We start from the raw sequence: 14,802 nt of genomic DNA, 5'->3' as shown, positions 1-14,802 counted from the left end.
ACTTCCACACCTGGAGAAGAATAATGAAAGCACGAGCAATACTCCGTACCCTACTGTTAAGTACCCTGTGTATGGCCGTAACGCCGGCCATGCTGTCAGCCAAAACGCCGGACGATCAGCTGATCGTCGGTATGAACATGAACAATATGCTCTCGCTCGATCCGGCCGCGATGACGGGAAACGAGGTGGTGGGCATTATCGTCAATCTGTATGACTCGCTGGTGGTGCTCGATCCGGAAAACCTGAGTAGCGTCCAGCCTTCTCTGGCGAAAAGTTGGAGCGTGAGCGATGACGGCAACGTCATTACCTTCAATCTGGTGGACAACGCGAAATTTCATTCCGGCAACCCTGTTACGGCGCAAGATTTCGCCTGGTCGATGAAGCGGCTGCTCAACCTCAACATGGCGCAGGCCACGACCTGGAAATCCTATGGCTTCACGGCGGAAAACGTGGAGAAAATGATCCGCGCCAAAGATGACCATACGATCGAAATCGAATTGCCCAAACCGAACGATCCCAAACTGATTATCTATTCGCTGGCAACGCTGGGCAGCGGATCGGTGCTGGACAGCAAAACGGTGATGACGCATGAGAAAAACGGCGACTGGGGCAACGGCTGGCTGACCACTAGCGAAGCGGGATCTGGCCCGTTCAAATTGGATGTATGGCAGGCGAAAGATGTGTTGCGCATCAGTCGGGTTGAGGACAACTGGCACGGTGATGCCAAAATGAAACGCGTCATTTTCCGCCATATGACCGAGTCGCAGGCGCTGCGCCTGATGATTGAAAAAGGCGATATTGATGTCGCTTCCGGGATGTCGGTGCCGGATATTAACGCCCTGAAACAGGACAAGAACGTTGTCGTGAATGAGGTGAAAAAAGGCACGCTGTATTACGTTGCGATGAGCCTGAAGAATGAATACTTCGCGAAACCCAAGGTGCGTGAAGCGGTTCGTTATCTCATTGATTACGATGGTATTAACAAAACGGTGATGCCCGGTTACGGTTTCTATCACCAGCGCCCCATCCAGCAAGGGATGGATGCCACGCTGCCGGATCCCGGCTACCAGCTGGATGTGACGAGGGCAAAAGCGCTGCTGGCGGAAGCGGGCTATCCGAACGGATTTGAAACTACGCTGCGTGTGCTGTCGGATCAGCCTTTCCTGAATCTGGCGACGTCGGTACAGTCAACGCTGGCGCAGGCCGGCATCAAAGCCAAAATTATCTCCGGTACCGGTAATCAGGTTTATGGCGCAATGCGCGATCGTAAATTCGATATGCTGGTTGGCCGCGGCGGCGGCGGCGTCGATCCGCATCCTCACTCCAGCCTGCGCTCCGTTGTCTACAACCCGGATAACAGCGATGAGGCCAAACTGACCAACTTCCAGGGCTGGCGCACCTCTTTCTACGATAAACCCCTGAACGACATGATTGATCAGGCGCTGTTGGAGAAAGATCCTCAGAAACAGAAGCAGATGTATATCAACATCCAGAACCGTTATGAAGAACTGTTTCCGGCCATCATTCCGGTGTCGCAGATGATCGATTCCATCGTGCTGCGGGAAGACGTGAAAGGCTATGTGCCGCATCCGTCCTCTACGACACAGCTGCGCGAGGTCTATAAACAGCGCTAGTTTCCACTCTTTCCGCGGATGATTGGCCGGGTTGCTGCCGGCTAATCATCCCGCTCGGGAACGTCAAAAACGACATAACCGCGTTAGTGGGGACTGAACGTCGCCGTTAACGGGATATCAGGAGAAAGAACATGGTTTTCTCTGACTGGATCAAGCCGGGTGGGATATTGCGTCGATTGGCAAAACGTCTGTTTCAGGTTGTCGTCACGCTGTTCGGATTATTAATCCTGACCTTCGTGATTGGCCGCGTGATGCCAATCGATCCGGTTCTGGCGATTGTCGGACAGGATGCCGACCAAAGTACTTATCAACAGGTTTATCAGCAACTGGGGTTGGATAAGCCGCTGTATGTGCAGTTCTTTATCTACTTCAATTCGCTCATGCACGGCGATCTCGGTAATGCGCTGCTGACGGGGCGACCGGTAATGGACGACATTATCCGGGTCTTCCCCGCCACCGTCGAGCTTGCCACGATGGCGATTATCGTCGGCGCCGGTTTAGGCGTGCCGCTTGGTGTGCTGGCGGCGGCAAGACGCGGCAAATGGGCGGATTACGTTGTGCGCTTTATCAGTCTGGCTGGCTATTCCACGCCGATATTCTGGGTCGGGATGATGGGGTTGCTGGTGTTTTATGCCTGGCTCAACTGGGTCGGCGGCGCTGGACGGGTGGACATGGCGTATGACGGACTGGTGGAACATCGTACCGGCCTGCTGTTGCTGGATGCGATGCTGGAAGGAAACTGGGCGGTTTTTCGCAGCGCGCTGAACCATCTGGTATTGCCTGCCACCATTCTGGGGTTCCATTCTCTGGCGTATATCAGCCGCATGACGCGCAGCTTTATGCTGGCGCAGCTCTCGCAGGAATACATCATTACCGCGCGGGTTAAAGGTCTGTCTGAATTCCGGGTGGTCTGGGCCCACGCGTTTCGCAATATTCTGGTACAGCTTCTGACGGTCGTGGCGCTGGCTTATGGTTCACTGCTGGAAGGGGCGGTGCTGATCGAAACCGTATTCTCATGGCCGGGTTTTGGTTCTTATCTGACCGGCAGTCTGCTGCTGGGAGATATGAACGCGGTTATGGGATGCGTGCTGCTGGTGGGGCTGATTTTCGTCACTCTCAACCTGCTGTCGGACATGCTGTATCAAATTTTTGATCCGAGGACGAACGCATGAATATTTCCTCTGAGCCGCCGGTAGTTCGTGAGATCGTGCGCACGCCACCCGAAAAGCGAGTGAGCCGTCTGAGGCTGCGCGGTGCACGGATCGCCGGGTTTCTGCTGTTGATGATGCGTAACCCGCTGACCGCGATAGGTTCCGCTATTGTGCTGATGCTGCTGTTGGTGGCGATTTTCGCACCGTGGATCGCCACGCACGATCCGCTGGTGCAGGACCTGGCCAATGCGTTACAGGCTCCGGGCGCCGCCCATTGGTTTGGCACCGATGAGTTTGGCCGCGATGTTTTTAGCCGCCTGGTCTATGGTTCGCGCATCACGCTGTATATTGTGGCGCTGGTGTCGGTAACCGTTGGGCCTATTGGTCTGCTGCTGGGCGTGGTCGCGGGTTATTACGGCGGCATCGTCGATACTATCCTGATGCGTATCACCGATATTTTCATCTCTTTCCCCAGTCTGGTGCTGGCGCTGGCGTTTGTAGCCGCGCTTGGCCCCGGGCTGGAGCATGTGGTTATCGCGATTACGCTAACCGCCTGGCCGCCGATTGCCCGTCTGGCAAGGGCCGAAACACTGTCTTTGCGCCATGCCGACTTTGTTTCCGCCGTGAAACTGCAAGGGGCATCCTCTCTTCGCATTCTGCTGCATCACATTGTACCGCTGTGCCTGCCATCGGTGATTATCCGCATCACCATGAACATGGCGGGTATTATTCTGACCGCCGCCGGACTGGGTTTCCTGGGATTAGGGGCTCAGCCGCCCGATCCGGAATGGGGAGCCATGATTTCGGCCGGTCGCCGTTACATGATGGAGTGCTGGTGGTTAGTGACTATTCCGGGGCTGGCAATTTTGATCAACAGCCTGGCGTTCAATTTCCTTGGAGACGGCCTACGTGACATCCTCGATCCCAGAACTGAATAATCTTTCCCGGCGCGCCCCGCTGCTGGACGTCGAAAATCTGCGGGTGAGCTTTGTCAATGGCGGGGCAGTCACCGATGCCGTGCGCGGCGTCTCGTTCTCGCTGGGGTGTGAAAAGCTGGCCATTGTTGGCGAGTCCGGTTCGGGTAAATCAACCGTGGGGCGCGCTTTGCTGCGTTTACACCCGCACAGCGCGCGTATTACGGCGGATCGGCTACGTTTCGGCGATACGGATTTGCTAAAAGCAGATGAGGCCCGGATGCGTCAGATCCGCGGGAAACGCATTTCAATGATTATGCAGGATCCCAAATATTCATTGAATCCGGTGGTCTGCGTTGGCGATCAGATCGCAGAAGCCTATCTGGCTCATCATCGCGTTTCACACCGCGAAGCAAAGGAAAAAGTAATGACGATGCTGGATGTGGTACGCATTCGCCAGCCGGAACGGGTATACAACCTGTATCCCCATGAAATTTCAGGCGGACAGGGGCAACGCATCATGATTGCGATGATGTTAATCACCGAACCGGAAGTGGTGATTGCTGATGAACCGACGTCGGCGCTGGATGTTTCTGTGCGCTTACAGGTGCTGGCAATGCTCGACGATCTGGTCGGCGAACGTGGACTGGGGCTGATTTTTATCAGCCATGACATCAATCTGGTTCGCAGCTTCTGCGATCGGGTGCTGGTGATGTATGCCGGACGGGTGGTGGAGTCCATCGCCGCCGCCGATCTGGATAATGCACAGCATCCTTACACCCGTGGTTTGCTGAATTCGCTGCCGGATATTGACCATCCGCGTCCACGCCTGCCGGTGATGAACCGCGATCCCGCCTGGATTAATGAGTAAGGAGCCGGTATGGCGACGATGAACAAGTCCACGAATATGAACAGACCCATGATTGAAGTGAATAACCTTAATCTGTCGTTTGGTCAGGGAAGTACACAGAATCAGGTTCTGTATGACGTGAATCTTACCGTTGACGATGGTGATATTTTCGGTCTGGTCGGTGAGTCAGGCTCGGGTAAAACGACCGTGCTGAAATGTCTGGCCGGATTGTTTAATCACTGGCAAGGACGTTTACTGATTGATGGTCAGCAACTGGCGCACCGTATCGATCAGGATCGCTGCCGTCGAGTGCAGATGGTCTTTCAGGACCCCTATGGTTCTCTGCATCCTCGTCATACGGTGGAAGCGATTCTGGAAGAACCGCTGTCAATCCACCGGTTTAACGACCGTGACGATCGTATTGATACGCTGCTGGAGAAAGTGGGCCTGGGAACGCACTTTCGTCGCCGCTATCCGCATCAGCTTTCGGGCGGCCAGCGCCAGCGTGTGGCGATTGCCCGCGCCTTGATTCTGGAGCCTCAGGTGTTGCTGCTGGATGAGCCGACCTCTGCGCTGGATGTTTCCGTGCAGGCGGAAATTCTTAATCTGCTGGCTGAATTGCAACAGCAGGAGCGATTAACGTATCTGTTGGTCACGCACGATCTGGGCGTTATTTCTCATTTATGCCATCGGGTCGCGGTGATGCAATACGGCCGCATACTCGAAACGCTGGATATTGGCGATTTAACCCGGGATACGCCAAAGAACGCTTATACCGCGATGCTGGTGGATGCCAGCCGTCAGTACAGCCGCGATTTGGCCGTGCGTTCGGAACGTATGGGGTAATTCTTTTCATATCATGTAATAAAACGTCTGGAGCTGGCTTTCGTGTCAGCTCTTTTTTATCACGGGTTATCCTGCCCGCCACCCTTTGAGCTGTCGCAGGCGACGTTGAAAACGCACTCGCGTTTTTTTATTGGCTGTACCGGGAACTCATGGGTTTTGTGCTTAACCACTCGTTACAATCGGAATTTACTACGTAAAAAAAGGTAAATGGGTGGCTTTGAAGAGAGTGGGTATTTACAATCACTACGCTTTCTGTAGTTGGCCTCTTCAAAAAGGAATTCTCAATGTTCAAACGTACTCTGGTTGCGGCAGCAGCCTTTATTTCACTGACCGCGCTCTCTCCGGTATTGGCCGCTTCTGGCACCACGCACGTACAGCTGACTACGTCGGCTGGGGATATTGAACTGGCGTTGGATAATCAAAAAGCACCGGTCTCGGTGAAAAACTTTGTTGAGTACGTTAACAGCGGTTTCTATAACGGTACGACGTTCCATCGTGTGATCCCGGGCTTCATGGTTCAGGGTGGGGGTTTTAGCAGTGATATGAAACAGAAAGCCCCTAATCCTCCGATCAAGAACGAAGCGGACAACGGTTTGCGTAACCTGCGCGGTACCATTTCTATGGCGCGTACGGCAGAAAAAGACAGCGCTACCAGCCAGTTCTTTATTAACGTGGCTGATAACGCCTTTCTCGATCATGGTCAGCGCGATTTCGGCTATGCCGTCTTTGGCAAGGTGGTGAAAGGCATGGACGTCGTGGATAAGATCTCTCAGGTGCAGACTGAAAACGTCGGCCCTTATCAGAATGTGCCAACCAAACCTATCGTTATTCAGTCAGCGAAAGTGCTGCCCTGAGCCGAACGACATATTGGATCGGTAAAGAATACAGAATATGAAGAAAGGCCAGAATCTGGCCTTTCTTACATTGGTCATCGCAAAACCCACTTATTCAGGTGAACTCCGCCCGTTGCTGTAACCCGACGTCAACTGATTGGTGACAGACGTTACCAGCCCTGCGATTTATCCGGCCCTGACAGGAAAGAACCGACGGTTTTCAGTTGCAGGCGGCTGACGTCAGCACCGCAAGGTTTTTTCCTACGCCAGCATAATTCGCCAGTTTATCCTTCACGCACTGCGCCGTTACCGGCGAATAGCTGTAAGGGACTGCCGGGAAAGTGCCTGTGCTTTTCCAATCCTCCGCATTGACGTAAGGGGAGGAATCTTTATCCCAGGTAATGTTGTAGGTTGTGAAATCAGCCGGTTTCGTGATGTTGTTGTTACGCAAATCCCAGGTACCGAAGTTGGAACCATCGTAACGTGATGTCACCGGATTTTTCGCATTTTCAAACCAGTTACGTTCAATCAGCGCAATGCCGTTCTGACGAACGTTCAGACCGGAACTGGTGATGCCGGTATACAGGTTGTTATAGGCGTGAACCTGTCCACCACGCTGTAGCGGAAGACGTGCGTTCACATCGCTGTAGATGTTGTGATGGTAAGTCAGGTTGCGACCGGTATCGCTGGAGCTGGAACCGCTCAGGCCAACCTTCTTGATGCCATGAATGTAGTTGTAGGAAACCGTAACATTGGTTGCCCCTTTTTTGATATCCACGGCGGACTCAAAGGTGGTATCGCCATCGGGGGTTCCCGCGCATTCAAAATTTTTGGCGAAAATTTCGTTGTGGTCAATCCAGACGTTCGGCGAGTTATCAACGCGGAGGGCGTCGCCATCCTCTGGACCGCCAGGCATATAGCCAAAACGCATATTGCGGACAACGACATCCGATGAATTGACGATCCAGATACCGAAGTTGGCTGAGGAACCATTGGTTCCGAGGAGGGTAATCCCCTTGGTGAATTCTTTGATTTGTACACCACGTGCCGGTTTTTGCCACTGTCCGCAGACATTGGCCTCGGCGGCTTTAATCAGCGAGTCTTCATTCCCGTTATAAGTAATGACGAGTGGATAGGCGCCTCCCTTTACTTTTTTACCAGCCGAATCAAGCTTCGCTGCTTCAATGATGTCGATGATATCCTGCATTGAGCGAGCGGTCTTGTTAACTGCACCAGAGACGTTGCCACCGTCCGTTGTCGCGTAACCACCCGTATTAGCTGCAATCGCCGGTTGGCAAGCGAAAAATAACAGCCCAGCGGCTGTAGAAGGCAGTAGGTATTTCATTCGGGTTATCTCCTTGGATATAATTATTGTTCGGACATTTCCTGTTCCATATGTCCGATGTGATTGATGATGCTTGTTTCAATAAAAATGAAATCATGGTCTGTTGATTGGCCGAATTAATTGTTATCACAAAAATAAAACAATGCAAGAGATGTTATTAAATATTTTTTTATTTACTGTTGATAAAAATAATTTATTATGTATTTGTGTTTTTTTAGAAACTGATTTTCTGTTAATTTGATTAAAAATCAATAAAATATGTTTATTTGGAATATCTTAAAACATAGTTTATTGGTTTTGTTTCTGATTTTATAAGAAATTAATATTATTCTAAATGATAATATTGATCAGCTTATAAAATTATTTTAGATTTAACTAAAAATTTTAATTTACTCACTCGTTAATATTGGATTTTGGTGGGGGTTATGGGTTTGTAAGGAACTGTTACGGTTGTTTGAAAAGTGATTTTCTATTTTCATATCATTCTTTCCTGAATAATAAACATGACCTATTAATGATGACTTATTATTTAATAAATTAATGATTGGTTCTTGATTAATTATATGTCTGCTAATAAATAAGCCATCCCGGTGGAGAGTCAGGTATCATAGTTGACATGTATGATTAACGTCACTTTGTGGTGGTATGTAGACGTGAGGGCGTTTTTTAAATGAGGATTTCAGGCGAAGCATGCTGTTACTGATCGATAACTACGACTCCTTTACCTATAACCTGTATCAGTATTTCTGTGAGTTGGGCGCCGACGTTCTGGTCAAACGTAACGATGAGCTGAAATTGGCAGATATCGAACAGCTTCGGCCCGATCGGCTGGTGATTTCCCCGGGGCCCTGTACCCCGGATGAAGCCGGTATCTCACTGGCGGCGATCCGCCATTTCGCCGATAAATTACCGATTCTGGGCGTCTGTCTTGGTCATCAGGCGCTGGGGCAGGCATTTGGCGCGCGCGTTGTGCGGGCAAGACAGGTCATGCATGGTAAAACCTCTCTCATCACCCATAACAAGACGGGGGTTTTTTCCGGGTTGTCTCAGCCACTGACGGTGACGCGCTACCACTCGCTGGTCATTGAGGCGGACTCTTTGCCTGACTGCTTTGAGGTGACGGCCTGGAGCGAGTGCGACGGTGAACGCGATGAGATCATGGGAATCCGACACCGGGCACTGCCATTGGAAGGAGTACAGTTCCATCCTGAAAGCATACTTAGTCAGCAGGGACATCAGCTTCTGGATAATTTCCTTAAAATCTAATCGTATAGAAAGTAATTGCCCGGTGTTGGTGATTTAATATTGCCTGAATTTGATTTTTTATGCATATTTAATGACTATATTTTCATTCGGAACAATGGGATATCAGAGCGGGGCAGCAAATGGCAACAGATAACAAAGCAGTAACGAGAGAAACTCACGATAAAGTGATTCTGCCGGTTTATGCACCAGCGCAGTTTGTGCCGGTGAAAGGTAAGGGAAGCCGGGTATGGGATCAGCAAGGGCGGGAATATATTGATTTCTCTGGTGGTATTGCGGTTACCGCGCTTGGCCATTGCCATCCTGCTCTGGTTGCCGCGTTGAAACAGCAGGGAGAACAGCTGTGGCACACCAGCAATATTTTTACCAATGAGCCGGCGCTGCGTCTTGCCAGCAAGCTGATTCAGGCGACCTTTGCCGATCGGGTATTTTTTGCTAACTCCGGGGCCGAGGCAAACGAAGCGGCGTTTAAACTGGCGCGCCACTATGCCATCAAACGCCATAGCCCATACAAAACCAAGATTATTGCGTTTTATAACGCGTTCCATGGAAGAACGTTATTCACCGTCTCGGTTGGCGGGCAGGCCAAATATGCTGACGGTTTTGGACCCAAGCCCGCGGATATCGTGCATGTGCCTTTTAACGATCTGGCGGCGGTCAAAGCGGTGATGGATGACCACACCTGTGCGGTGGTGCTGGAACCGGTGCAGGGCGAGGGCGGAATTATGCCCGCCACGCCGGAGTTTCTGCAAGGCGTGCGTGAGTTGTGCGATCGGTATAAGGCGCTATTGGTTTTTGATGAAGTGCAAAGTGGAATGGGCAGAACGGGCAAACTGTTTACCTATATGTATTACGGTATTATGCCGGATATTCTGACCACGGCGAAAGCGTTGGGCGGCGGTTTCCCGATCAGCGCGATGCTGACGACCGAAGACGTTGCCTCTGTGATGACGGTTGGCGTACACGGTACGACCTATGGCGGTAATCCCCTGGCTTGCGCCGTGGCGGAAGCGGCGCTGGATACGATCAATACGCCAGCCGTGTTGGCGGGGGTGGCGGAGCGTCACGATCGATTTATCGGTGCGTTGGAAAAGATTAACCAGCAGTACGGTATTTTCGAGCAGGTTCGTGGCATGGGCTTATTGTTGGGCGCTGAACTGAAACCGGAATGGCATGGGCGGGCAGGTGACTTTTTAGCCGCAGCAACGGAACAAGGGGTGATGGTGCTGATGGCGGGACCAAATGTGATTCGCTTTGTACCTTCGCTGATTATTGAGGATCAGGATATCGAACAAGGAATGGCGAAGTTTGCGAAAGCCGTTGAGCAAGTGGTTAATGCCGCAGGTTAATGTAGCATTGCCCTGAAAATAATTAAAAAAGCGTGAAGTTGCCTTCACGCTTTTTTTGTCTGTCGGGTTAAGTATGATTTAGCGAGTGCCGTAAACGACAATCGTTTTGCCATGTGCGGAGATCAGATTCTGGTCTTCCAACATTTTTAGAATGCGGCCCACGGTTTCACGTGAACAGCCAACAATTTGTCCAATTTCCTGACGGGTAATTTTTATTTGCATGCCATCCGGATGAGTCATGGCATCGGGTTGTTTCGCCAGGTTCAACAACGTTTGAGCAATACGGCCTGTCACATCAAGAAAAGCCAGATTACCGACTTTTTCCGACGTAACCTGCAGACGGCTCGCCATTTGTGCGGACAGACGCATGAGGATATCTGGATTGACCTGAATCAGCTGCCGGAATTTCTTGTAAGAAATTTCAGCGACTTCACAAGCCGTTTTTGCCCGTACCCAGGCACTGCGCTCCTGACCTTCTTCAAACAGGCCAAGCTCGCCGATAAAATCTCCCTGATTGAGATAAGAGAGAATCATTTCTTTGCCTTCTTCATCTTTGATTAGCACTGCGACAGAGCCTTTCACGATGTAGTAAAGCGTTTCTGCTTTTTCACCCTGGTGAATAAGCGTGCTCTTCGATGGATACTTATGGATATGGCAATGAGAAAGGAACCATTCGAGAGTTGGGTCTGTTTGCGGTTTGCCGAGAACCATTCGCTATCATCCTCTGTTGTAATTCACTGCGCAAATCACAGGGCTCAGAGTTCCCTGTACGGCGTGGTTACTGCTAAAAAATCAAAATCCGTGTGAGCAGAATGACGTCAGGGAATATACTGGAACCTGATATCTGGCGACGCCATCATCTTCCTTGTATCTGAGTTTGTCCAGAAAAGGCAGATTCTATTCTCGTTTTTAACACAGCTTGAAGGAAGTGTCTTGTGTTGTCTCGCTTCAGCATGATAAAGCTCCGGTTATTGGATGTTTTTGTATAGTAACAGTATAAATTTTCAAAAATTTTTTAATGGAGGCACCATGCAGGCACGGGTTAAATGGGTTGACGGCTTAACGTTTCTTGGCGAATCCTCATCAGGGCATCAGATTCTGATGGATGGTAATGCGGGTGATAAGGCGCCGAGTCCGATGGAAATGGTTTTGATGTCGGTTGGTGGTTGTAGCGCGATCGATGTCGTGTCGATTTTGCAGAAAGGACGTCACGATGTTGTCGATTGTGAAGTGAAATTGACTTCAGAACGGAGAACGGAAACCCCGCGTCTGTTTACCCATATTAATCTGCATTTCATCGTGACGGGAAAAGGGCTGACCGATCAAGCGGTAGAACGAGCCGTGGCGCTGTCAGCCGAGAAATACTGCTCTGTTGCATTGATGTTGGGTCAGGCCGTTGAAGTTACGCACAGTCATGAAGTTGGGGGGTAAGATTCGCCCTGACAGATATGCCTGCGATCGTGGTGGCGCGATGCGTTTCGTTTATCGTGCCACCGCGGGTTTATTCGATCTTTTTCCCTTCCAGCAGCCGTTGTACCAGCGGCGCCATGATTAACTCCATCGCCAGCCCCATTTTTCCACCAGGGACAACCAGCGTATTGATATGAGAAATGAATGACCCTTGCAACATGGCGAGCAGATAAGGGTAATCAATATTATCCAGTCCCTGAAAGTGAATCACGACGAAGCTCTCATCCAGTGAAGGAATGGACTTGGCAGCAAACGGGTTGGAGGTATCCACAGTGGGAACGCGCTGGAAGTTAATATGCGTGCGTGAAAACTGCGGCGTGATGTAGGTAATGTAGTCTTCCATGGAACGCACGACAGAATCCATGACGGCTTCGCGTGAATGGCCGCGTTCATTGACATCACGAATCAGCTTTTGAATCCATTCGAGGTTGACGATGGGCACCACGCCCACCAGCAGGTCAACGTGCTGAGCCACATTGTGCTGGTCAGTAACCACTCCGCCATGCAGGCCTTCATAAAACAGCACATCGGTCGGTGCCGGCATGGGTTCCCATGGCGTGAATGTGCCGGGAACCTGGTTGTAGGGAATGGCTTCGTCATAGGTATGCAGGTATTTACGGGTCTGCCCCTGACCATGCTGGCCATATTCAATGAATGACTGTTCCAGCAAGCTGAAATCATTGGCTTCAGGGCCAAAGTAGCTGATATGCCGGCCAAGATCGCGCGCTTTGCGAATGGCCATATCCATTTCCGGACGGGTATAACGATGAAAACTATCCCCTTCAAGCTGGGCGGCCCGCATGTTTAACTGCTGAAAAATTTTACGGAACGCCAGACTGGTGGTAGTGGTTCCCGCACCGCTGGAGCCGGTGACAGCAATAATTGGATGTTTATGTGACATGAGACGCGTAACTCCGTGATGGCGGCGCTCATCCGCATCTCCGTCACGGAGACCGAGCGTCATCAAAAAAGGGAACAGATATCCATTGTTTTATATACATGGCTTTTAGCATGTTTATTCGTTCAATACGAGTGATGCTCACCGACGTTAAATTGGCCGCGAGGCATGATGTTGATGGTTTCATGCAATTCAGACCAGACCATCACGACTTCGCCAGATTCCAACTGCCGGCGTACGTCAGCGACTTTTTGCGCCAGCGAGCGTTCCTCCTCACCGTAGTCGGTTCCCTCTCTCAGCACGAAAGATTCGATGAGGTTATCCAGCGTTTCAGGATCGAGTTGTTGCCAGGGAATAATCACGATTCTTTTCCAAAATAAAGAGATCCAGAAAAAACATTATCCAGAAACGGGGTAAGCCAACTCGGAATACGCTGCTCAAGCCACATTTCCGGCTTCAGAAACGATCCGCCGACAAAACCCACATGTCCGCCATAATCCGTCAGTTGATATTCAATATTAGACGGTAACTGGGAAAAATCGGGAATAACATCTTCGGTCATGAACGGATCGTCTTTTGCGTGAATAATCAGTAGCGGCTTTCGTATCTGCGGCAGCAGGGGCAGGGCGCTACAGCGCTGGTAATAATCGGCGGCATCGCTAAATCCGTGCGCCTGTGAAGTAATCACGTCATCAAATTCCCGCAGCTGTTTGATTTTTTTCAGCTGTGACAGCTGAACGGGCAGCGTGCCGGGGTAAGCGACCAGTTTACGGGCCGCATTCTGCTTCAGCAAACGCAGCAAATAGCGCTGATAAATGCGGGAGAACCCCTGTTCCATACGCCTGCTACAGGGTTCCAGCATCAATGGGGCAGACACTATCACGGCGGCGGATAACAGACACCGCTCGCCCTGTTTGCCCAGCAGGCAGGCCAGCATGTTGCCGCCCAGAGAAATACCAATCGCTGCGGTAGGAACTTCGCCAAACGTGGTCTGCAACCAATGCAGAAAGTAGCTGGCATCTTCCGTTTCGCCGGAGTGATAGATGCGTTTCATTCGATTGGGCTTACCGCTGCACCCGCGAAAATGCATGATAACGGCCAGCCAGCCATGTTGTCGGCAGGCATGTAACAGACCATGCGCATACGGGCTATGGAAACTGCCTTCCAGACCGTGAAACAGCACCACTCGGGGTTTATGCCGGGCCTGAGTCGGGTCTTCGCTCCAGGCCAGATCGACAAAGTCGCCGTCAGGCAGTTCAAGCCGTTGCCAGATAGGCTGTAGCAATGCTCTGCGGCGCACCAGCCTTGGCAGCAGCGTTTGAATATGAGGGTTACTGGCGCCGCTAAGCGGGCGAAAAACGTCGTACATAATGTAAATAAAATCTTGTTGTCAGATCTTGTGCGATCAATATCACACTGTTAGCTTCGATGCTGCCAGTTAATCACTCTTTTTTAAAAACGACTATTTGTCAGAAACCATCATGTGGTGAAGCCGATAGTTGTTGAAGCTGAAGATCGTGATTTGCTAAAAATTGAGGTGCTTGAAAAGCACACGCCAAAAACGGTATCAAATCAATGCTGTCGGGCGAGGGGCGCCCACTCCATGGAACTGAGTTTATTTCTCTCGATGTTAGGCTTTCTCTGGGTTGCTGCGATTACGCCCGGACCGAATAATATGTTGCTGACTACGTCTGGCGCCAACTTTGGTTTTCTTCGCTCGATGTGGCTGATGCTGGGGATCATGCTGGGGATGCAGAGTATTTTGCTGATGGTGGCTTTTGGCGTCGGTAGTCTGATTCTGGTCTACCCCTCTTTGCACTGGGGTCTTAAGGTGCTCGGCAGTACCTATCTGCTTTGGCTGGCGTGGAAAATTGCCACGGCGGCCTACGAGAAACTCGAAACATCCATTGCGCCGCCTCAGCCGGTACGGTTCTATCAGGGATGGCTGCTACAGTTTTTGAATCCGAAAGCGTGGCTGATGGCGCTGGGTGCCGTCGCCAGTTTCAGTCTGGCGGGCGAGGAATATAACCAGTCAGTCATTGCGATCAGCATTGGGATGGTACTGGTGAATGCCGTGGCGGGCGTCATATGGCTGGGATTTGGTACCTTGATTGGCCGTCTGCTCCGCAGTAAGAAATCCTGGGTGATTTTTAATGTATCGATGGGTCTGCTGACTGCGGCTTGTGTACTACTGATTTGGCATTAGCCGCCTGTTGTTGAGACGAGAGTTGCGAGCTGATAACCGCCTT

The 14,802-nt window shown here is 51.1% G+C and carries 15 protein-coding genes; 10 read left to right on the top strand and 5 right to left on the bottom strand.

Annotation, left to right across the window (positions count from 1 at the left end; all coding sequences use genetic code 11):
• The first annotated feature begins 23 nt into the window (after positions 1-23).
• The 6 genes from DDT52_RS17525 to ppiA all read left to right on the top strand — a co-directional run bounded on the left by DDT52_RS17525 (position 24) and on the right by ppiA (position 6,249).
• The gene (locus DDT52_RS17525; protein WP_136157494.1) at positions 24-1,634 is read left to right on the top strand and encodes an ABC transporter substrate-binding protein; all 1,611 of its coding nucleotides are present in this window, start codon (positions 24-26) and stop codon (positions 1,632-1,634) included.
• A 131-nt stretch (positions 1,635-1,765) separates the two neighbouring features.
• Positions 1,766-2,806: an ABC transporter permease gene (locus DDT52_RS17520; RefSeq protein WP_136157493.1), complete on the top strand. Its 1,041-nt coding sequence runs from the start codon at positions 1,766-1,768 to the stop codon at positions 2,804-2,806.
• Between the two features lie 110 nt (positions 2,807-2,916).
• Complete coding sequence (locus tag DDT52_RS17515) at positions 2,917-3,723, top strand: ABC transporter permease (RefSeq protein WP_247595582.1); 807 nt, start codon at positions 2,917-2,919, stop codon at positions 3,721-3,723.
• The gene (locus DDT52_RS17510) at positions 3,695-4,570 is read left to right on the top strand and encodes an ABC transporter ATP-binding protein (protein WP_210732737.1); all 876 of its coding nucleotides are present in this window, start codon (positions 3,695-3,697) and stop codon (positions 4,568-4,570) included. The genes DDT52_RS17515 and DDT52_RS17510 overlap by 29 nt, the downstream gene beginning before the upstream one ends.
• Before the next feature lie 48 nt (positions 4,571-4,618).
• The gene (locus DDT52_RS17505; protein ID WP_210732740.1) at positions 4,619-5,395 is read left to right on the top strand and encodes an ABC transporter ATP-binding protein; all 777 of its coding nucleotides are present in this window, start codon (positions 4,619-4,621) and stop codon (positions 5,393-5,395) included.
• Positions 5,396-5,679: 284 nt separating this feature from the next.
• Positions 5,680-6,249, top strand: coding sequence for a peptidylprolyl isomerase A (ppiA, locus tag DDT52_RS17500; protein WP_136157490.1), 570 nt, complete (start codon positions 5,680-5,682; stop codon positions 6,247-6,249).
• Positions 6,250-6,448: 199 nt separating this feature from the next.
• Here ppiA and DDT52_RS17495 read toward each other — a convergent pair whose 3' ends face one another.
• The gene (locus DDT52_RS17495) at positions 6,449-7,573 is read right to left on the bottom strand and encodes a polysaccharide lyase (RefSeq protein ID WP_136157489.1); all 1,125 of its coding nucleotides are present in this window, start codon (positions 7,571-7,573) and stop codon (positions 6,449-6,451) included.
• Positions 7,574-8,263: 690 nt separating this feature from the next.
• Here DDT52_RS17495 and DDT52_RS17490 point away from each other — a divergent pair.
• Complete coding sequence (locus DDT52_RS17490; RefSeq protein WP_136157488.1) at positions 8,264-8,839, top strand: aminodeoxychorismate synthase component II; 576 nt, start codon at positions 8,264-8,266, stop codon at positions 8,837-8,839.
• A gap of 119 nt (positions 8,840-8,958) precedes the next feature.
• Positions 8,959-10,185, top strand: a complete 1,227-nt coding sequence (gene argD / locus DDT52_RS17485) for a bifunctional acetylornithine/succinyldiaminopimelate transaminase (protein ID WP_136157487.1) — start codon at positions 8,959-8,961, stop codon at positions 10,183-10,185.
• Positions 10,186-10,263: 78 nt separating this feature from the next.
• Here the strand turns inward: argD and crp are convergent, their stop codons facing one another.
• Positions 10,264-10,896: a cAMP-activated global transcriptional regulator CRP gene (gene crp, locus DDT52_RS17480; protein ID WP_004090925.1), complete on the bottom strand. Its 633-nt coding sequence runs from the start codon at positions 10,894-10,896 to the stop codon at positions 10,264-10,266.
• Positions 10,897-11,214: 318 nt separating this feature from the next.
• On the opposite strand from crp, the gene DDT52_RS17475 reads away from it, so the two are divergent.
• Complete coding sequence (locus tag DDT52_RS17475; protein WP_136157486.1) at positions 11,215-11,616, top strand: OsmC family protein; 402 nt, start codon at positions 11,215-11,217, stop codon at positions 11,614-11,616.
• Positions 11,617-11,686: 70 nt separating this feature from the next.
• Here DDT52_RS17475 and DDT52_RS17470 read toward each other — a convergent pair whose 3' ends face one another.
• From DDT52_RS17470 to DDT52_RS17460, 3 genes are all read right to left on the bottom strand, one after another.
• Entirely contained in the window at positions 11,687-12,556 is an 870-nt protein-coding gene (locus DDT52_RS17470) for a phosphoribulokinase (RefSeq protein ID WP_109054708.1), read from the bottom strand.
• Between the two features lie 122 nt (positions 12,557-12,678).
• Entirely contained in the window at positions 12,679-12,915 is a 237-nt protein-coding gene (locus DDT52_RS17465; RefSeq protein WP_136157485.1) for a YheU family protein, read from the bottom strand.
• Positions 12,912-13,922, bottom strand: coding sequence for a hydrolase (locus DDT52_RS17460; RefSeq protein WP_136157484.1), 1,011 nt, complete (start codon positions 13,920-13,922; stop codon positions 12,912-12,914). Before DDT52_RS17460 ends, DDT52_RS17465 begins: the two co-directional genes overlap by 4 nt.
• A 234-nt stretch (positions 13,923-14,156) precedes the next feature.
• Between DDT52_RS17460 and DDT52_RS17455 the strand changes: the two genes are divergently transcribed.
• Complete coding sequence (locus tag DDT52_RS17455; protein ID WP_136157483.1) at positions 14,157-14,759, top strand: LysE family translocator; 603 nt, start codon at positions 14,157-14,159, stop codon at positions 14,757-14,759.
• Positions 14,760-14,802 lie beyond the last annotated feature (43 nt).

The organism is Brenneria roseae subsp. roseae, from assembly GCF_003115845.1.
In the GTDB taxonomy this organism is placed as follows: domain Bacteria; phylum Pseudomonadota; class Gammaproteobacteria; order Enterobacterales; family Enterobacteriaceae; genus Brenneria; species Brenneria roseae.
The sequence above is the reverse complement of the archived record's forward strand: the minus strand, read 5'-3'. Positions and strand labels throughout refer to the sequence as shown.

Coding starts and splice junctions, on each gene's coding strand:
- DDT52_RS17495 (WP_136157489.1), bottom strand. CDS start 7,573: ATGAAATACCTACTGCCTTCTACAGCCGCTGGGCTGTTATTTTTCGCT.
- DDT52_RS17525 (WP_136157494.1), top strand. CDS start 24: ATGAAAGCACGAGCAATACTCCGTACCCTACTGTTAAGTACCCTGTGT.
- DDT52_RS17470 (WP_109054708.1), bottom strand. CDS start 12,556: ATGTCACATAAACATCCAATTATTGCTGTCACCGGCTCCAGCGGTGCG.
- DDT52_RS17505 (WP_210732740.1), top strand. CDS start 4,619: ATGATTGAAGTGAATAACCTTAATCTGTCGTTTGGTCAGGGAAGTACA.
- crp (WP_004090925.1), bottom strand. CDS start 10,896: ATGGTTCTCGGCAAACCGCAAACAGACCCAACTCTCGAATGGTTCCTT.
- DDT52_RS17515 (WP_247595582.1), top strand. CDS start 2,917: ATGATGCGTAACCCGCTGACCGCGATAGGTTCCGCTATTGTGCTGATG.
- DDT52_RS17455 (WP_136157483.1), top strand. CDS start 14,157: ATGGAACTGAGTTTATTTCTCTCGATGTTAGGCTTTCTCTGGGTTGCT.
- DDT52_RS17490 (WP_136157488.1), top strand. CDS start 8,264: ATGCTGTTACTGATCGATAACTACGACTCCTTTACCTATAACCTGTAT.
- DDT52_RS17460 (WP_136157484.1), bottom strand. CDS start 13,922: ATGTACGACGTTTTTCGCCCGCTTAGCGGCGCCAGTAACCCTCATATT.
- ppiA (WP_136157490.1), top strand. CDS start 5,680: ATGTTCAAACGTACTCTGGTTGCGGCAGCAGCCTTTATTTCACTGACC.
- argD (WP_136157487.1), top strand. CDS start 8,959: ATGGCAACAGATAACAAAGCAGTAACGAGAGAAACTCACGATAAAGTG.
- DDT52_RS17475 (WP_136157486.1), top strand. CDS start 11,215: ATGCAGGCACGGGTTAAATGGGTTGACGGCTTAACGTTTCTTGGCGAA.
- DDT52_RS17520 (WP_136157493.1), top strand. CDS start 1,766: ATGGTTTTCTCTGACTGGATCAAGCCGGGTGGGATATTGCGTCGATTG.